The sequence below is a fragment of the Ferviditalea candida genome, assembly GCF_035282765.1.
In the GTDB taxonomy this organism is placed as follows: domain Bacteria; phylum Bacillota; class Bacilli; order Paenibacillales; family KCTC-25726; genus Ferviditalea; species Ferviditalea candida.
The window spans coordinates 44,210-62,446 of sequence record NZ_JAYJLD010000013.1 but is presented as its reverse complement, the minus strand read 5'-3'; the positions used below and the strand labels follow the sequence as shown (position 1 = coordinate 62,446).

At 48.4% G+C, this 18,237-nt stretch carries 16 protein-coding genes; all 16 read left to right on the top strand.

Annotated elements, in window-relative coordinates; translation table 11 throughout:
• Window positions 1-25 precede the first annotated feature (25 nt).
• The 16 genes from VF724_RS10630 to VF724_RS10555 all read left to right on the top strand — a co-directional run bounded on the left by VF724_RS10630 (window position 26) and on the right by VF724_RS10555 (window position 18,183).
• Window positions 26-1,237, top strand: coding sequence for a CaiB/BaiF CoA transferase family protein (locus tag VF724_RS10630; RefSeq protein ID WP_371754220.1), 1,212 nt, complete (start codon window positions 26-28; stop codon window positions 1,235-1,237).
• Entirely contained in the window at window positions 1,234-2,016 is a 783-nt protein-coding gene (locus VF724_RS10625) for an enoyl-CoA hydratase/isomerase family protein (protein ID WP_371754219.1), read from the top strand. The genes VF724_RS10630 and VF724_RS10625 overlap by 4 nt, the downstream gene beginning before the upstream one ends.
• An 8-nt stretch (window positions 2,017-2,024) precedes the next feature.
• Window positions 2,025-3,182: an acyl-CoA dehydrogenase family protein gene (locus tag VF724_RS10620; protein WP_371754218.1), complete on the top strand. Its 1,158-nt coding sequence runs from the start codon at window positions 2,025-2,027 to the stop codon at window positions 3,180-3,182.
• A 245-nt stretch (window positions 3,183-3,427) separates the two neighbouring features.
• The gene (locus VF724_RS10615) at window positions 3,428-3,925 is read left to right on the top strand and encodes a dihydrodipicolinate synthase family protein (RefSeq protein ID WP_371754257.1); all 498 of its coding nucleotides are present in this window, start codon (window positions 3,428-3,430) and stop codon (window positions 3,923-3,925) included.
• Window positions 3,926-3,993: 68 nt separating this feature from the next.
• Window positions 3,994-5,304, top strand: coding sequence for an MFS transporter (locus VF724_RS10610; protein WP_371754217.1), 1,311 nt, complete (start codon window positions 3,994-3,996; stop codon window positions 5,302-5,304).
• 177 nt (window positions 5,305-5,481) lie between these two features.
• The gene (locus tag VF724_RS10605) at window positions 5,482-6,447 is read left to right on the top strand and encodes an NAD(P)H-dependent flavin oxidoreductase (RefSeq protein WP_371754216.1); all 966 of its coding nucleotides are present in this window, start codon (window positions 5,482-5,484) and stop codon (window positions 6,445-6,447) included.
• A 191-nt stretch (window positions 6,448-6,638) separates the two neighbouring features.
• Window positions 6,639-7,601: an NAD(P)H-dependent flavin oxidoreductase gene (locus VF724_RS10600; RefSeq protein WP_371754215.1), complete on the top strand. Its 963-nt coding sequence runs from the start codon at window positions 6,639-6,641 to the stop codon at window positions 7,599-7,601.
• A gap of 343 nt (window positions 7,602-7,944) precedes the next feature.
• Complete coding sequence (locus VF724_RS10595) at window positions 7,945-9,045, top strand: ABC transporter ATP-binding protein (protein ID WP_371754214.1); 1,101 nt, start codon at window positions 7,945-7,947, stop codon at window positions 9,043-9,045.
• Between the two features lie 27 nt (window positions 9,046-9,072).
• On the top strand, window positions 9,073-10,176 hold the full coding sequence (locus tag VF724_RS10590; protein ID WP_371754213.1) for a polyamine ABC transporter substrate-binding protein: 1,104 nt from the start codon (window positions 9,073-9,075) through the stop codon (window positions 10,174-10,176).
• 16 nt (window positions 10,177-10,192) lie between these two features.
• Window positions 10,193-11,095, top strand: coding sequence for an ABC transporter permease (locus tag VF724_RS10585; protein WP_371754212.1), 903 nt, complete (start codon window positions 10,193-10,195; stop codon window positions 11,093-11,095).
• A 1-nt stretch (window position 11,096) separates the two neighbouring features.
• Window positions 11,097-11,876, top strand: a complete 780-nt coding sequence (locus VF724_RS10580) for an ABC transporter permease (protein WP_371754211.1) — start codon at window positions 11,097-11,099, stop codon at window positions 11,874-11,876.
• Window positions 11,877-12,156: 280 nt separating this feature from the next.
• Window positions 12,157-12,870, top strand: coding sequence for a response regulator transcription factor (locus VF724_RS10575; protein WP_371754210.1), 714 nt, complete (start codon window positions 12,157-12,159; stop codon window positions 12,868-12,870).
• Window positions 12,867-14,180 carry a sensor histidine kinase gene (locus tag VF724_RS10570; RefSeq protein ID WP_371754209.1) on the top strand — a complete coding sequence of 438 codons (1,314 nt, stop codon included), beginning with the start codon at window positions 12,867-12,869 and terminating at the stop codon, window positions 14,178-14,180. Before VF724_RS10575 ends, VF724_RS10570 begins: the two co-directional genes overlap by 4 nt.
• A 98-nt stretch (window positions 14,181-14,278) precedes the next feature.
• Window positions 14,279-16,099, top strand: coding sequence for an FAD-dependent oxidoreductase (locus tag VF724_RS10565; RefSeq protein WP_371754256.1), 1,821 nt, complete (start codon window positions 14,279-14,281; stop codon window positions 16,097-16,099).
• Window positions 16,100-16,135: 36 nt separating this feature from the next.
• Window positions 16,136-17,467, top strand: a complete 1,332-nt coding sequence (locus VF724_RS10560; RefSeq protein ID WP_371754208.1) for a MurT ligase domain-containing protein — start codon at window positions 16,136-16,138, stop codon at window positions 17,465-17,467.
• Window positions 17,464-18,183, top strand: a complete 720-nt coding sequence (locus VF724_RS10555; protein ID WP_371754207.1) for a type 1 glutamine amidotransferase — start codon at window positions 17,464-17,466, stop codon at window positions 18,181-18,183. Before VF724_RS10560 ends, VF724_RS10555 begins: the two co-directional genes overlap by 4 nt.
• Window positions 18,184-18,237: the final 54 nt, after the last annotated feature.

Sequence of the window (18,237 nt, the reverse complement as noted above, 5' to 3'; positions counted from 1 at the left end):
AGTTCAGAGGAAAAAGGAGGCTTATATGCAACTGCGACCTTTGTCGGGAATCACTGTCGTTGATATTACAACTTCCTATGCCGGACCTTATTGCTCCATGCTGTTGGCCGATATGGGGGCGGAAGTGATCAAAGTGGAAAAAACCAAGGAGGGGGACGATTGCCGCCAATGGGGCCCTCCTTTTATAAACGGCGAATCTGCTTGGTTCTTGAGCGCAAACCGGAATAAAAAAAGCGTTTCCCTCGATGTGTTTGATCCGAAAGGCAAAAAGATTCTGTATCAGCTTGTCGAAAAATCGGATGTTTTTATAGAAAATTTGAAGCCTGATAAGCTGGATCGTTCCGGGCTCGCCTATGAAGATATCAACAAAGTGAATTCAGGCATTATTTATTGTGCTCTTTCGGGATTTGGACTGACGGGTCCTTACAGGAATCGGCCCGGATATGATTTGATCGCTCAAGCGACGTCCGGCCTCATGAGCGTAACGGGGGAATCAAACGGGCGGCCGCAGCGTGTGGGAACAGCCGTTTCGGATATCGTGACCGGCTTTATTGCGGCTTTTTGCATTGCATCTTCCTTGTTGAAAAAAGAAAAAACAGGCAAGGGGGAGTTGATCGATACTTCCCTGCTGGATGTCGATTTGGCTTTGATGGCTCCCCGGATCACCAGCTATTTGGCGGACGGAGCGGAGCCCCGCCCAAGCGGCGGAACCGATTCGGTTCTGGTTGTGTATCAAGCGGTGCGGACTTCCGACGAGGACATCATCGTGGCAACCGGAACCGATTCGATCTTCAGGCGTTTTTGCCTGGCGATTGATCTGCCCGAATTGGCCGAGGACGAACGATTTCAATCGAATGCCTTACGCAGGCAGCATCGATTGCAATTGCTCGCATTGATCGAGCAGCAAATGCTCCGCAAGCCTGCCGTCTATTGGCTGGAAAAATTGACGGAGCACTCGGTTCCCTGCGCGCCGATCAATTATTTGGAAGACGTGGTCAAGGATCCGCAGATTTTGGCTAGAGACATGATCAGGGAAATTCAGCACACTGCCGCCGGCCCGGTGAAAATCGTCGGCGTTCCATGGCGTTTGGGAGGCTCGAGCAGCGAGTTTTACCTGCCTCCGCCTTTGTTGGGAGAGCATACCGAGGAAGTGCTCATACAGAAATTGCAGATGTCCGAGAACGAGCTTTCGGTTTTGCTTGACGCGGGAGTCATACAGGGGAGGTCCAAAGGATGAGCTATGATCATCTGATTGTCCAACAGCAGGGGTATGTCTTGACGGTAGTATTGAATCGGCCCAAAGCGCTTAATGCATTGAACCGGCAGCTGCTTTCGGAATTCAATCAAGTATTGGACCAATTTGAGCATGATGCGTCCATTCGATTATTGGTCGTGACAGGGGCAGGGGAAAAAGCGTTTTGCGCCGGTGCCGACATTAAGGAATTGGCTGACCTGAGCGCTTTGGAAATGAAGGAGTTTCTGTCCCATGGCCAGCGGGTGTTTCGGCGTCTGGAGCTTATCCGAAAACCGTCCATTGCCGCAGTCAATGGAGTTGCGGTGGGGGGCGGATTCGAATTGAGCCTTGCCTGCAGCTTGCGAATTGCTTCGGAATCCGCATCGTTCGGACTTCCGGAAGCACGGTTGGGAATGATCCCCGGGTATGGAGGAACCCAGCGTTTGCCGAGGATCATCGGGAAGGGAAAGGCGTTGGAGCTCATGCTGTCCGGGAAAAGGATTTCTGCCGAAGAAGCTTATCGGGCAGGCATCGTAAATGCCGTTGCAGCAGTCGACTTGCTTGATCAAACGGTCAGGCAATGGGCGGAGAGCATTTGCGCCAACAGTCCGGTATCAATTCGCATGATCCTGGAGGCTGTTGACATCGGTGGTTCTTTAGCGATGGACAATGCATTGGCTCTGGAGACCAGCTTGGATGCGCTGGCGGCGGGCAGTCTGGATAAACGGGAAGGTTTTGCGGCTTTTCTGGAAAAACGGAGTCCTAATTTCGAGGGGAAGTAGGGGGAAATATGCAGTTGTGGGAAAGGCTTTTGTCTGAGGAAGAAAAAATGATTCGGGACAGTGTCAGGGCAGTTGTCAAAAAGCAAATTGCTCCTTTGGCGCAGCAGCTCGATGAAGAGGAGAGCTTTCCTTGGGAGCAGCTCAAAGCGCTGTCCGATTTGGGCATGCTTTCCATTCTGACACCGGAAGAGTACGGGGGAGCAGGCGGCACGCAAATGAGCTATGTTGTGGCAGTTGAAGAAATCGCCAAGGGATGCGCGGCAACCGCCCTTGTATTTTTTACGCAGATGCATGGGGCATTGGGATTGCTGCTGGCCGGCACGGAGCAGCAAAAGAAAAAATATTTGCCAAAGCTGGCGTCAGGCGAAATGCTGGGCTCGATTGCGATCACCGAACCGAATGCCGGCTCTGATGCGGCGGGAATGTCCACTGCCGCTGTAAGAGACGGCAATCAATACATTTTGAACGGCAATAAGGTATTCATCACGACCGGCGACAAAGCCGACATCGTAACGGTATTTGCAAAAACGGATTTCGGATTGCGGCATAAAGGAATAAGCGCGTTTTTGGTAGAGAAGGGAACACCCGGTTTCAAGGTAGGAAAAGTGGAAAAGAAAATGGGGGTTCGCGGCTCTAGCACGGCCGAGCTCATTTTCGACAACTGCAGAGTACCGGATGAAAACTTGCTGGGCTCTGAGGGAGAAGGCTTTCAGATCTGCATGGAAGCCTGTGATTATACCCGGATCAGCACAGCCGCACAGGCGCTTGGCATTTCGCAGGGCGCTTTCGATATCGCCTTTCAATACGCTCAGGAAAGAAGCCAGTTCGGCAAACCGATCTACGATTTCCAAGCGATCCAATTCATGCTCGCCGATATGTTCACGGAAATTGCAAATGCGCGTTTGCTCTTATACCGGACAGCTAAGCTGATTGACGAGGGGGTCAAGGATTTTACGATGGAAGCGTCGATGGCAAAAGCTTATTGTTCGGAGGCGGCAGGCAGGGTGACGGATGCCGCCGTTCAAATCCTGGGCGGGTACGGATACATTCGGGATTACCAAGTGGAACGAATGATGCGGGATGCCAAAATCACGCAAATCTATGACGGTACCAACCAAATCCAGCGAATGGTAATCGCCCGAAATCTGCAGAAGCGATTGAAGTGATCTGTGATCCATTTATGTGCTCCGAGGGACCGATACCGATTCATCTATTCGGAACGGCATATGCAGCATCTTTGTCTCATATATTAGCACTGTGTTGAAATGATAACGCCGTTGTAAAGTTTTAACAAATTTGCGGTAGGGGGGACAAATGTGAAATCCAACCTTGCATTAAAGGGTGTCATTCCGGCTAATCTGATAGCGTTCGATGAGCGGCTGGAGATCGAGAGCGCAATTACCGCAGACACATTCGATATTTAGCGGATACGTGCGGTGTCAACGGAATTACGACGAATGCGCATGCGTCCGAGATGGCAACGCTGACCGTGGCCGAACAGCAACGCAGCTTGAACATCACGTTGGACGAGGTGCGGGGAAAGGTACCCGTTATTTGCGGGATTTATCGAGACGGCACGAAGAAAGCGGCAGAGCTGGCGAAAATGGCCGAAAGGAAAGGAGCAGACTGTCTGCTGGTGTTTCCTTCGGCGGTGTTTGATTTTGGATCGCAATTGCGCCCGGAGATGGCCTGTCATCACTACGCATCGATTGCTGACGCCAGTGCGCTGCCTATGGCCACATTTGCAACCGCTTTCAGAAGCGGAGCGGTCTTTGATCAGACAGTGGTTGCGGAAGGGTTTACCGGTATACGAGCAAACCGAATGATGCATTTAAAAGCAGTTCGCGCTGAATCGGCAGGGATAACGGGAAGGAGGGGATGCAATCGGATGAGGATAGGAAAGGGATGAGAGAAGAAAAACTTTATTGAGTCTAATAATCAGAATTTAATAAAACATATCTTGGAGGAGATAATTCTATGTCACATCCGGAAGCATTGTCGACAAACGCAAAGAGAAGTATATGGGCCGCGTTCTTGGGATTCTTCGTCGATATGTTCGATGTCTACCTGCCGATCGTGGCGCTGGGGCCGGCGATTCAATATTTTCAGCCGAAGTCTATGCCCAGCACGGTCAGCACGACGATTTACTTCGTGGTGTTTGCAATATCGCTGATCGGCAGACCATTAGGCGCAACAATATTTGGACACTACGCCGACAAAATCGGACGCAAACGGACCACACAAATTTCTGTAACCGGGTTTGCGATTGTAACTCTGCTTATCGCACTTCTGCCGGGCTATCAGCAGATCGGGATATGGGGACTTGTGCTGCTAACGTTTCTCCGCTTGCTGGACGGGATCTTCCTGGGCGGGGAGTACACTTCGGCCAGTCCGCTCGCGATGGAATACTGTCCGCAAAGCAAACGCGGGTTTTACGGCGCGCTGATCATGGGCGGCTTCCCGGCAGCCTATGTGGCGATTTCTCTCGTAACCGCATTCGTATTGAACATCGTCCCTATAGCCGGAGGCTTGAATTCCCCTTACGTCCAGTGGGGATGGCGGATTCCGTTTATCATTGGCGCCTTGATTGCATTCGTCTTTGTGTGGTATTTCAGCCGTACCGTTCAAGAGTCCGAATTGTGGCTGGAAAGCAAAAAAGCGAGTTCTCCGTTGAAAGAGCTGTTTACAGGCGATAACGCGAAGAATTTCTGGCAAGTCTTCATCTTGATGAGCGGTTTCTGGTTTACGCTGAACTCGACGGTCAGCACGCTGCCCGGACTATTGATTAATTATTTGAAGATTCCCAGCAGTGTTGTGACCAATGGCTTCCTAGTGATCAACGTGTTTCTCTTTTTAGGCTATTTATCCGCAGGTGTTATCAGCCAAAAGATGGGACGACGCCCGTTTCTGATCAGCATGGGAATTCTAACTACAGTGGTCGGATCCCTTTTGTATTGGTATCTGCTCTCTACCGTAACCAATAATGCGGGAAAGGCGCTGTTTCTGGCGGGTATTCTGGAGATTCTTTGCATCTCGGTCTGGGGCTTGGCTACTACCTATATCAACGAGCGGTTTCACACCAGCGTCCGCGCATCCGGGTTTGGCCTCGGTTACAGCCTGGCAGTCATCATCCCCTCGTTTTATTCTTTCTTTATGCTGTGGCTGTCAAACCTGATGCCCTATCAATATACAGCGGTTGTCCTCGTCGTGTTGGGGGGCCTTCTCACTACAATCGGCGCTGCTTTGGGACCGGAAACAAAAAATGTGATTTTTAGAGCTGAGAAGTAAGCGGTTTATTGAGTGAACTGCCGGAATCGCACAGTACATTAATTCAGCACTGGAGTTGGAGTGAATTCTCTCTCCAGTGTTTCTTTAACCTGCGTGCTCGAAAAGGAGTTCGGCAAATTTCAGAGAATTTCTAAAAGTGAAGGATCGTACTCAATAGAAAGGGGATCATTACTAAATATGCAAAAAAAATTGCCATCAAAGATTGCCGATCTGATCGTTCTGCCTGTCATATCCGCGCCGATGTTTCTCGTTTCCAGTCCACAGATGGTGATCGAAAGCTGCAAAGCGGGAATCATCGGTTCATTTCCGCTATTGAATGCGCGTTCTGCCGATATTTTAGAGGACTGGATGAAAAACATCACGGAAGAACTGAATAAGGCGCGTGCTGAGGACCCGAATCGACGCGTGGCTCCCTGGGCGGTAAATTTGGTCGTTCACCGGACAAATCTGCGATTTGAAGCCGATATGCAGCTTGTCAAGAAATATAAGCCGCCGATCGTCATTACTTCGCTGGGGAATCCTGAACGCATTGTGAAGATTGTGCATGCGTACGGCGGGCTCGTATTTTCCGATGTGAGCAATCTTGTTCACGCCAAAAAGGCGGCTCATACCGGGGTTGATGGCTTAATTCTCGTCAGCAGCGGTGCGGGCGGACACGGCGGAACGATCAACCCAATTGCCTTTATCGGAGCAGTCAGGGAATTTTGGGATGGCATCACGATCTTGGCCGGCGCTATCACGCACGGACAAGATATTTTGGCCGCTGAGGTTCTGGGTGCCGATCTTGTCAGTATGGGAACGCGCTTTATTGCAGCCTCCGAGAGTTTTGCTAGTGATGCCTATAAAAAGATGCTGATCGAATCGAATCTGGAAGACCTCATTTATACCGATGCTTTCAGCGGCGTGAATGCCAATTATCTGATTCCAAGTATTCGCAGTGCCGGTATAGATCCGGAGCAGCTCCACAAAAAAGAGAATGTCGATTTCTCGAAAATGGTTGACACTAAGGTCAGAACATGGAGAGATATCTGGTCAGCCGGTCAGGGCGTGGGCGGTGTTAAGAAGGTTCAAACTGTGGCTGAAGCGGTTCGCGAGCTTTATGATGAGTATAAGCAGGCACTAAAATGGGTTGCCGGTAAGTAATCTATGGGCTGGTTGCCGGATTGCCGGTCATTATTTTATAAAATGAATAATTAATTGAATTAATTAACTTCCATAACATTGTACCCACCCGCTGAACGGTTGGCTTTTATTCGTCGAAAACATTATCTTTACCCAAATCTATTCGTAATTATTAGAATGAATGCATAGGATATAAACAGGAGGGAAAGTGAATGAATACAAGAATTACCGAACTGTTCAATATTCGCCTGCCCATTATTCAAGGCGGATTAGCCTACTTGGCCTATGCGGAACTTGCAGCAGCCGTTTCCAATGCCGGCGGTCTGGGGCAAATCACGGCAATGTCATTATCTTCCCAGCAGGAATTAAGAAATGAAATCATCAAGACGAAGCAGCTGACCTCCCGTCCGTTTGGCGTGAATTTCGCCATTGGGAATTACGGCAGACCTTTTGAGGAAATGCTTCATGTCGCTTTAGAGGAAGGCGTCGAAACGATCTCTGTGACCGGAGGCAACCCTCAGCCTGTATTTGAAGCCATGAAGGATTATCCGGTCAAAAAGCTGGTCTTGGTCGCATCGGTCAGACAAGCGCAAAAAGCGGAGTCGCTCGGAGCCGATGCGGTGATCGCGGTTGGCCAGGAGGGTGGAGGCCATCTGGGGAAAGACGATACCGGTACGATGGTGCTGGTTCCCCGTGTCGTGGATTCCGTATCGATCCCGGTCATTGCCAGCGGCGGAATCGGAGACGGCCGCGGACTGATGGCTGCGCTTGCCTTGGGTGCGGAAGGAATCGAGATGGGAACACGCTTTATCGCAACCAGCGAATGTATTCATGCCCATGAACGTTATGTCCAACGGATTCTTGAAGCATCCGAAACGGATACGAGAATTATCAAACGATCCATCGGGAGTCCCGGGAGAGTGGTATATACACCCTTTTTGGAAAAGATCATTGAAATCGAAAAAAACGGCGGCGGTTATGAAGAATTAAAATACTATATTTCAGGCGAGTCCAATCAAAAGTTTACATGCGAAGGAAAAGAGGATGAAGGGTTCGGATGGGCCGGTCAAGTGGTCGGCTTAATCAACGATACGGTCCCGGTTCAAGAATTGTTTGAAAGAATCGAAAATCAAGCAGGCTCAACATTGAAAAAGCTTCAACACGGAATGGGATAATCGCAGCACAATTATGAATATTAACAGAAAATAATTTTGCCGATGTCCATATCATATGCATTGTATTTGTTCTGATCAAAGAATATTTATTTCAATTTAATGTAAAATAACATTACGCATATACGTAATGCATTTATAAAATTAGTATTTTTTTCTTGAATTTAGTTGTAATAATAACAATTAAATGAAAAAAACGTTAAATTATTTGCTCATAGCAGTAAATATGTTATTATAACTTACATTAAAGGTGACAATATTGTTATTTTTAAGTATACTGATAGATATTCGGTAATCAAATCTTAGATTTAACAAATCGCGAGACGCGAGCAAAGGAGGGTTATATTTGTCAGTCGGAGACAGTCTGGAGCTCAAAAATGCAACTAAGTATTATAAAAAATTTAAAGCGGTTGATGATGTGAATCTTTCCGTACATAAAGGAGAATTTTTGACGATCCTTGGTCCAAGCGGTTCAGGCAAAACTTCCTTGTTAAAATTGATTGCTGGTTTTGAGGGACTGAGCAGCGGTTCGATTCTATTGAATAATCAAGATATTACGAAAAAGAAAGCCTATGAGCGGGAAATCGGAATGATGTTCCAAAATTATGCGCTATTCCCCCACATGACTGTGTATGAGAACGTGGCTTATCCGTTGAAGCTGCGAAAGCTGCCGAGGCATGAAATTAAGACAAAGGTCGAAGATATCCTGAGGCTTGTCCGCTTAAGCGACTTCGCTTACCGCTTTCCCAAAGAGCTGAGCGGAGGGCAGCAGCAGCGCGTGGCCTTGGCTCGAGCAATCGTGTTCAATCCGCCGCTTCTCTTGTTGGATGAGCCTTTGGGCGCCTTGGATAAGAATTTGCGCCAACAAATGCAGATTGAAATCAAGCACATTCAAGCAAAGGTGGGGATCACCACAATCAGCGTGACTCACGATCAGGAAGAGGCGCTTACCATGTCAGACCGGATATGTGTCATGAACCATGGGAGAATTGAGCAAATTGATACCCCGGAGAATTTGTACAACAAACCAAAGAATCGTTTTGTCGCCGAGTTTATTGGGGAAATCAATCTGCTTAAGGCTGAATATATCGGCACCGAAGCCGGACAAGCGCGGGTGAAGATCCTTGGAGAGCAGATAACAAGTATCAGGTTGGAAAATATCAGCGGGGAACTGAGACATCGACAATCTGCATTGATCGCGGTTCGCCCGGAAAACATTCAAATCTTTGAACCGGGCTCACCCCTTCAGCATGGGATTAAAGCAAAAGTAAGGAACCTGGTCTATGTCGGGGATGCGGTCAAAGTAAAGACAAGCACGGAAACCGGTGAAGAAATCACTTTGAGGGTTCCAAGCCGTCTATCGGATGCGGTTAGCTGCGGAAAAGAGATTCTGCTTGGCTGGGAAAGCCAATATGCTTCCATGATTCCGGATGAAGCTACAGCATAACTTATAAAAATATGGGGAGGCAATCGGATGTTGAAAAAAATCGCACTGACATTTATGGGTATGGCACTCGCCGTATCCTTAACCGCTTGCGGAGGAAGCAATCAAGCAAGCAATCCGCAAAGCGATCAAGGAAGCAATGAAGTGAAGCCGGCTGCGCAGACAGCGGGGGTAAGCAAGGAGTTAGTTGTTATGGATTGGGGCGGCGCAATCAGCGAAGCCCATAAAAAAGCTATCTTTGAGCCGTTTGAAAAGGCGAACCATGTAAAGATCACCCTGGTTTCTCCGACAGACTACGGGAAATTCAAGGCCATGGTGCAAAGCGGAAATGTGGGAGTCGACGTGGTCAATGTGGACAGCGACTTTGTGATCCGGGGCGCTGCCCAGAACCTTTTGGAAAAGCTGGATTACAGCGTGATCAATAAGGACGGCATATTAAAAGATCTCGTGAATGATTACGGAATCGGTGCGGAGCTTTTCTCCACCGCCATTGCGTATAACACCGACAAGTTCCCTGCGGGAAGCCATCCCAAAAACTGGACGGAATTCTGGGATGTAAAGAAATTTCCAGGTCCCCGTTCTCTGTGGAAGTATCCGACAGGCACACTGGAAGCGGCTTTGCTCGCGGATGGTGTAAAGCCGGAGGAGCTGTATCCGTTGGATGTTGACCGGGCGTTCGCCAGTCTGGATAAGATCAAAAAAGATGTCAAGGTATGGTGGAATGCCGGAGCCCAGCCCCCCCAGTTGTTGGCCAACGGGGAAGTCGTTTTGGCGGAAGCTTGGAATGGAAGAATATCCACCGCGAAAAAAGAGGGTGCGCCGGAAGAAGTCGAATTTAACCAAGCGCTCATCATGGGTGATTCTTGGGTCATTCCGAAAGGGACGCCGAATAAGGACTTGGCCATGAAATTCATAGCCTTTGCCGTCGCACCGGAACAGCAAGCCGCTTTTTCATCCAATATCGACTATGCGCCTGTCAATCAAAAAGCGTTGGATTTGTTACCCGATAAAGTAAAAGAAAACTTGGGGCAATCCGCGGATAAAGCAAAAAATCAAATCGTTGTGAACATCAAATGGTGGGTTGAAAACTTTGACACCATCAATGAGCGTTTTGAACAGTGGTTGCTTAAATAACTGAGGAGAGAGATCCATGATCGATACCCAACAACAATCTGCCGGGAGACCCGTATCATGGGTCTCCCTCAACAAGCTGACAAAAATACCTGGACTCCAATGGCTCTTGCTCATTATTCCGTCAGCTTACATTGTGTTTTTGATGTTCTTTTCGATGATCGATTTGTTCAAACTCAGCATTTTTGATACAAACGGCTTTACCTTGAAATATCTGGCCCATCTATTTGCCGAACCGGTCTATCTCCAGGTTTTATGGCTAACGTTGAAAATCGCTTTTTTGGTCACGCTGACTACACTGCTTATCGCGTATCCGGTTGCATATCTGATGGTGAAAATTGAATCGAAAGCTTGGAAAAATTTCATTTTCACTGCTGTCCTGATTCCGTTCTGGATCAGTCTGCTGGTTCGCACCTTCGCATGGACAGTATTGCTGCAGGAACAGGGCATCATCAATAAAACGCTGATGACTGTCGGGCTGATCCATGTACCGATCCCGCTGCTTTATAATACGGCCGGGGTGATCATCGGTATGACGCATGTCCTCCTGCCTTATATGGTCCTCAGTCTCTATTCCGTAATGGAAGGTATTGATCAACGTTTGGTGCAAGCCGCCGAAGGAATGGGAGCTCGCCCCCGTAAGGCGTTTATGCAAATCTTTTTGCCGCTTTCCCTTCCCGGTATGCTTTCCGGTTCCCTGCTGGTATTTATTTTGGGGCTTGGCTATTTCATAACTCCGGCTATACTCGGCGGATCGAAAAATATGATGATCTCGATGCTGATCCAGAATAATGTAAGCACGACGCTGAACTGGCACCTGGCCTCCGCTTTGGCTCTTGTATTGTTTGTAATAACCCTGCTGCTGCTTTTCCTGTCCTATTTTATCATTAGGAATCATTCCGTTCTGAAGGAGATGAGCTGACATGTGGCTAAGAATCGTTGTAGGTTTAATATTAATCGCATTAATTGCACCGATATTGGTTGTGATTCCGCTATCGTTCACATCAGCCAGCTTTTTCTCGTTTCCTTTGCCTGGATTATCGACTAAATGGTACATAAGCTTTCTGGAAAACCGGGAGTGGGTGGAAGGGGCAGGCAGGAGTATTTTCGTAGCAATCCTTACGGCTGTTATTTCTACAGTTCTCGGGACGATGGCGGCAACGGCGGCGACACGCCTGAGGTTCTGGGGTAAGCGGGTTTTCATGTCCTTGATGGTTGCGCCCATGATCATTCCGATTATTATTGTCGGGATTGCCCTTTATCATTCCTTTGCCCCGCTGAAGCTGACCGATACACTGACGGGGCTTATTCTGGCCCATTCGATATTGGCCATTCCAATCGTCTTTGTTACCATAACGGCGAGCTTGAAGGGGATTGACCGCAACTTGGAGCAAGCGGCCATGGGCTTAGGCTCAACTCCAATCGGCGCCTTTTTCAAAATAACATTACCCTTGATTCGCCCAGCTGTGCTGTCCGGAAGCTTGTTTGCATTCATCACCTCGCTTGACGAACTCGTCGTCACGATTTTTATTGCAGGCGCCAAAACCCGAACGCTTCCTGTTGTCATGTGGGAAAATCTTCGGACACAGGTTGATCCGACGATCGCGGCTGTGTCTGCAATTCTGATTGTCGGTACGATCGTATTATTTGGTATTCAAATAGGTTTAAGCTCGCGTACGCGCAATTTGAATCAAGAGAGCTGAGCCTTCTTTCAATAATTCCGCCAAGTCCCCGTGAGGGGATTTTTTGCATGGAGAGGGATTCGCTCCGCAAATGGCAATCCAGATCATATAAACGTCTCATACTTTTCTCATAATTGGTTTGCAAATTCTTCACGGGTTATCGCTAGGATGAAGCTAATAATAGTTCGACGCCCCTATCCAATTGGAAGTGGGGCGCGCCCTTTCAAGCAATATTTTCCTACTTTCTTTTTATCAGCAGGAATAGTAATTTTAATGTAACTGATAGAAGGATGGTGGTTGGATGGCCAGCATATTCACCGTAGATGATGATTCCAATATCCGTCAACTCATCTCCGAATATTTGCGAAAAGACGGTCATTCTGTGGAGGAATTTGCTTCCGGGGACGGCTTGATTGAACGCATTCGATCGGAAAAGCCGGACTGTTTGATCTTGGACATCATGATGCCGGGAGTGAATGGATTCCAATTATTGTCGATGATTCGAAGCTTCAGTGAGATGCCCATCATCATGGTTTCGGCGCGCGGCGAAGCCATGGATCGCATTATGGGGCTTGAGCTGGGCTGCAATGATTTTTTGGGAAAGCCCTTCCACCCTCGGGAGTTGGTAGGACGGGTTAACGCCATCCTCCGTTTGGTTGGCTGGAGAAAAAATGAACAGGATCATTCGGCCGATGAAGCCCATTCCGAAAAGCTCATTAAAGCAGGAAATTTGCTGATCCACGAAGAGTACCGTCAGATCAAGGTTCAGGGCGGGAAAGAATTGACCTTGACATCGCGCGAATATGAGCTGCTTCTGCATTTTGCCAAGCATCCGAACCGCCCGTACAGCCGCGAGCAATTGATTCAGCAAGTGTGGGACTATGATTTCTTTGGCGATGTGCGCGTGGTCGACGAATTGATCAAGCGGCTCCGTCGGAAGATTGCCGAAGTCCCCTCGGGATTTGCGATTGAAACGGTATGGGGCTTCGGCTACAAGGCAACGGTATCCATATGATGCACTCACTGCGCACCCGTATTTTATTATCGCTATTCGTGGTAATGATCGGCTCAGTAGCCATTACGGTAACCCTGTTTACCCGATTCATCGACCAAATGATCGTTGAGCAGACGAGGAATCAATTGCAGCTGCAAATGGACAAAGCGCTGGATATCATACAAGAAGAGGTCAATGCGCTTGATGCATCGGATTTGCCGCTGCGTTTCAAGAATCATAAACTTAACGCTGATTTTTATATCGAGGACTCGACTGGACGAGTTGTGGCCGCCAGCGATTCCACGCTGATCGGAGCGAATGCTCCGCTGCAACTGGAGCACGAGAATGGCATAAAGCAATTTGTAGGCAAACAAGTGATGTATGTATTTCAGAAAGCGGGACAGTATACAGTTGTGCTTTATACCCCGGAAGCTTCGGTGCTGCAGATCTTCGGCAAGCTCGTTCAGATTGCTGTTGCTTCTCTAGTGGTAAGCAGCCTTGTTATTTTTGCGATTGGTTTCCTGTCGATTTGGCAGATCACGCAGCCGATTCGCAAATTGAAGGAAACCGTCAGCAAGTATGAGCCCTATCGGGATGGGGTTTCCTTGCCCAAGGCGGGAACAACGGAAATTGACGAGCTGATGGCAACCTTTCAGGCAATGGCGGATAAGATCAAAAAGCATCAAAAGGACCATATGGAATTCCTGCAGAACGTATCGCACGAATTGCGCACTCCGCTTATGTCCATTCAAGGCTATGCCCATGCGATCAATGAACAGGTGGTATCCCAGGAAAAGGGTCTGTCCATCATCACCCAAGAGTCGTATCGGCTCGTTCGCATGGTTGACCGGCTTATGCAGCTTACCCGCTTGGAGGAGTCCGGATTTGAACGCAAGGAGCAGTCGTTCGACCTGCTGGATATGGTCCGTCAAACGGTCGAGTTGCTTGCTCCCGCAGCAGCCGAAAAAGGAGTGGGCCTTCAGGTTGCCGGGCATCCTCTTCAAGTACGTACATCCGGCGAATCGGTATTTCAAATGCTGGTGAACCTGCTGCAAAATGCAATCCGCTATGCGTACAGCGAAGTTAGAATAGAGGTGGCTGCAGTCCAGCAGCGGGCAGACGGTTGGATGATTGTTGTCGATGACGACGGCGCGGGTGTTCCCCTTGACGTTCAAGAAAGAATGTTTCAGAGGTATTATAAAGGATCTGACGGCCAGACCGGTTTGGGGCTTGCCATATCCCATAAACTAGCCGAGACGATCGGGGCGGTTCTCCGCTACGAACGTTCTCCAACGGGCGGAGCCCGCTTCATAATTGAGTATCAGTCGTAAATGTGTATGGATTCGACGATAACGAGCGGGGGATTTAATATGAAAAAAAATCCTTGATATTAAGCCTAATTATCGCGCTTCTGATTACATATGTGCTCATGCCCTTTGAAATCATCCATGATGTTATTCATCCAAGTACATTAAAGAAGTTTTCCATGTTCCCGGTTGCCAACGCGGGAACGCCAAACTATGACATAATTGTTTACGGCGCGGATCCCGAGGGGATCGCCGCTGCGGTATCAGCAGCCCGAAACGGAGCTTCAACGCTGCTGATCGAGCCCCACAGCCGTCTTGGAGGTTTGTTTACACTGGGAGAAATGAACATCTTGGATCTTTCCAAAGATATACATGGCGTGTATACCAGTGCAGGCATTTTTCGGGAATGGCACCAAATGGTTGGGGGAGGACAGGTATTTGAAATCCATGATGCCGAGCAAGCCTTCCGGCAATTAATTCAACGCGAACCGAATATTACGCTTCTCCTCAATTCCAAAATTATAAAAGCGATCAAACAGGGAGACATGCTGGAATCAGTTGTCGTTCGCCATGCGGGAAGGGATGAAACCTTTCAAGCTAAACGCTTTATTGATGCCACACCCGACGCGGACTTGTCTGTGATGTCCGGCGTTCCTTATTTCTTGGGTCAAGCGGATATGGGGACTCCTGGAAGATTTATGGCTGTCACCATGATGATGCATTTTTCACACGTCAATTGGGACGGTATTCGGCATACTGCCAAATCACATAAATTTGGCCGCGCTATTGTAAGAAGCACTTATGCATATGGCTTCAGCGGTATTTTACGAAGCTATCATCCCCAACAAGCGAACACTATGGTTCGGGGGCTCAATATCGCCCGTATGAAGGACCAAAGTGTCTATATCAATGCATTGCAACTATTTGGCGTCAATGGTTTAGACGACCATTCCAAAGCGGAGGCCATAATTAGGGGGGAAAGAGAGACCCAGAGCTTCTTAAAGTTCCTGCGCAAGCAGTTCCCAGGGTTCGAGCATGTGCAAATTGCCGGTTATCCGCAGGAATTATATATTCGGGAGACGCGGCATATCCGGTCGCTGTATCAATTGCCGATCACAGATTTATGGAAAAATAAAGATCAATGGGATAGTATCGGTATTGCTTCTTACGCGGTGGATATGCAGGCAACTGCACCTGGAGAAACAGGGCATGTGGTCGTTCAGCCCAAACAATACGCGATTCCGTTTCGATCGTTAATTCCTCTTAAAGCAAACAATTTGTTGGTTGTAGGCCGTTCGAGCGGATTCACGTCCCAAGCTGCCGGAAGCGCCCGGGTCGTGCCGACCGGGATGGTGTGCGGTGAAGCGGCAGGGGCGGCGGCGGCAATGTCGATCACTTTAAGTGAAAGCTTCCCAAGTTTGTCAAAAAACGTCAATAACGTTGAATTGCTGCAAAGACAGCTGCAGAAGCAAGGGGCACTTTTATATCATTTTCGAATGAATTACCCCTATGAAAGGGCATGGTATTTAAAAGCGATACTCACGCTGCTTCCTTATGGCGTCATTTCCACGGATTACAGCGATCATTTAGACTTTCCCAAGATCATGAAAGCGAAAACCTTTGAAAAATTATTGGCTGAGGTTGTCCTGAAATATCATCCCGATACATACTATCGTTTAGCTCGGCATCTTGATCTATGGTCTGCTGCAATGCAAACTTCAACATCACAAACGATAACCCGCGACCAGGCGATTGAAATTGAAGAGCGCTTCTCGGGCTTAAAGACAATTTCGAATCCATGGCAAGAAGCTGTCCATGCCGGCGAAGTCGACCCAAGCCTGCGACTGAGGCTGAGGGACAATCACAAACTGACCGGTGAGGAAGGGTATGCCTTGGTTGCGGACTATCTCCAATACCTGCAGCTCCAAAAAAGTGGGCATTAAGATCAATCATTTTCAGGATAGAAATGGGGAGTTGTGATGCTGCGTCTATGGTTAGCCCTTGTTACAGCTAAAATTGCTTATTTCTTCAGCCGCCTCCTGGGCCGTCAGGGTACAACGATAAGCGGAGTTGTGGCTTTAAGGATTTATCCGCTCATTCTGAAGCGGCTGAGCCAAAAATTAAAAACCGTTGTCTTTGTTACCGGGACGAACGGCAAAACGACAACTTCCAACTTGCTGGCAAGCATGCTGAAGCAATCCGGCCGCTCGGTCATTCATAATCGTGAAGGAGCGAATATGTTGACCGGGATCACCGCGAGTGTGGTGAAAGAGGCAAACTGGCGCGGAACCCTGAACGGGGATTGCGCTGTTTTCGAAGTGGATGAAGGAAGCTTGCCGGCGGTCATGAAGCAGCTTGCTCCAAGCCATATTGTCATCATTAATTTCTTTCGCGATCAGCTTGACCGATACGGCGAAATTGATGTGCTGATTCAGAACATGATGGCCGCCATACGTCCTGCCCAGACCCGGCTTATCCTGAATACGGATGATCCGCTGGTAGGGCAATTTGAGGGTTTGAACAAGCACACAATTTATTTTGGCATGAGGAGCGAAACTGAGAATTCCGTTTTTGGCCAGTTTGCGCTTGGCGAGTCCATATTCTGCCCGCAATGCGGAGAAGAAATGAAATATCGGCATATTCATTTCGGACAGCTTGGGGATTATGCCTGTTCATGCGGTTTTTCCAGAAGAACGCCGAAGTATGAAGCAGGTTCGATTCAAGCGCGGCCGACCTTATCCTTCCAAATGAACGGGCTGCCTTTGACCTCCGCTTTAATAGGAAGCTTTAATGCATATAATGTCCTGGCTGCAGCAGCGGCCGCTTTGGAATGCGGGGTCAGCATGGAGCATGTTCAGCAGGCCTTAACCCGATACGCACCGCAAAACGGGCGCATGGAAACCTTTATTCATCGCGGCTTGCCCTATATTTTAAATTTGAATAAAAACCCTTCCGGCACAAATGTGATCATCAATGAAATCATGGCAGACCCGGCCCGAAAACAGCTGCTGATCATACTCAATGATTTTGTGGCGGACGGAGAAGATATTTCTTGGATTTGGGATGTGGATTTCGAGGTATTTAATCAGAAGGCTGTCGAAAAGATTGTCTGCGCGGGCAGCCGATCTTCCGAATTGGCGCTGAGGCTGAAATACGCCGGCATCGATTCAAATAAAATAAAGGACATCTCCAGGATCCATAATGCGATTAATTACATTCTTGAGCATCCGCTTCAGACTTATGTATTGCCAACATACTCTGCGCTGGAAATAACAAAGCATGACTTAGGGGAAAAGGTACAACCTACATGAAACAGCTCACATTGTATAATTTCTTTCCAAACCATCTGAATTTATATGGTGACCGCGGAAACCTGCAGGTGCTGTTCAAGCGCTGCGAATGGCGGGATATTCAATTGCATATCAAGGAAGTGACCCGCATCGATCACCTGACCCTGTCGGATGCAGACCTGTTATTTTGGGGAGGGGGCGGAGACCGGGAGCAGCGCCTGCTCAGCCAGCAATTAGTCCGTATCCGTGAAAATATTAAAGCGGTACTTGAAGATGGAGCGGCGGGCTTGGCGATTTGCGGAGGCTATCAACTGCTGGGACAATACTATGAGACCTTGAACGGAACACAAATTCAGGGCATTCAAGTGTTCGATTATTATACGAAAGCCGAGAAGCAGCGGCTTGTCGGCGATCTGATGATCGAATCCAAGGAATTTGGCAGCGTGATCGGTTTTGAGAACCACTCCGGACGGACATACCATCAGGGGCAGCCGCTTGGAGTGGTTATCCATGGGTATGGGAACAACGGAAGGGACGGCACGGAAGGTTTTCGCCGCCAGCATTTCATCGGAACATATATACACGGCCCCCTTCTCCCCAAAAACCCGGCCATTGCAGACCAGCTTATCCTATGGGCTCTAAAGCGAAAATACGGGGATTCGCAATTGAGCCAATTGGAAGATTCGGTTGAAACGCAAGCAAAAAATCAAGCAATCGAAAGTCTGAGAAATCGATGAATCGATAACTCTCCAGAGATATTTTCGGTTTCCGACCGGTTTATGGTATTCTAA

Excerpts from the sequence above, each read along its gene's own strand:
- VF724_RS10630 (WP_371754220.1), top strand. The coding sequence starts at position 26 with ATGCAACTGCGACCTTTGTCGGGAATCACTGTCGTTGATATTACAACT.
- VF724_RS10625 (WP_371754219.1), top strand. The coding sequence starts at position 1,234 with ATGAGCTATGATCATCTGATTGTCCAACAGCAGGGGTATGTCTTGACG.
- VF724_RS10620 (WP_371754218.1), top strand. The coding sequence starts at position 2,025 with ATGCAGTTGTGGGAAAGGCTTTTGTCTGAGGAAGAAAAAATGATTCGG.
- VF724_RS10610 (WP_371754217.1), top strand. The coding sequence starts at position 3,994 with ATGTCACATCCGGAAGCATTGTCGACAAACGCAAAGAGAAGTATATGG.
- VF724_RS10605 (WP_371754216.1), top strand. The coding sequence starts at position 5,482 with ATGCAAAAAAAATTGCCATCAAAGATTGCCGATCTGATCGTTCTGCCT.
- VF724_RS10600 (WP_371754215.1), top strand. The coding sequence starts at position 6,639 with ATGAATACAAGAATTACCGAACTGTTCAATATTCGCCTGCCCATTATT.
- VF724_RS10590 (WP_371754213.1), top strand. The coding sequence starts at position 9,073 with ATGTTGAAAAAAATCGCACTGACATTTATGGGTATGGCACTCGCCGTA.
- VF724_RS10585 (WP_371754212.1), top strand. The coding sequence starts at position 10,193 with ATGATCGATACCCAACAACAATCTGCCGGGAGACCCGTATCATGGGTC.
- VF724_RS10580 (WP_371754211.1), top strand. The coding sequence starts at position 11,097 with ATGTGGCTAAGAATCGTTGTAGGTTTAATATTAATCGCATTAATTGCA.
- VF724_RS10575 (WP_371754210.1), top strand. The coding sequence starts at position 12,157 with ATGGCCAGCATATTCACCGTAGATGATGATTCCAATATCCGTCAACTC.
- VF724_RS10570 (WP_371754209.1), top strand. The coding sequence starts at position 12,867 with ATGATGCACTCACTGCGCACCCGTATTTTATTATCGCTATTCGTGGTA.
- VF724_RS10565 (WP_371754256.1), top strand. The coding sequence starts at position 14,279 with ATGCCCTTTGAAATCATCCATGATGTTATTCATCCAAGTACATTAAAG.
- VF724_RS10560 (WP_371754208.1), top strand. The coding sequence starts at position 16,136 with ATGCTGCGTCTATGGTTAGCCCTTGTTACAGCTAAAATTGCTTATTTC.
- VF724_RS10555 (WP_371754207.1), top strand. The coding sequence starts at position 17,464 with ATGAAACAGCTCACATTGTATAATTTCTTTCCAAACCATCTGAATTTA.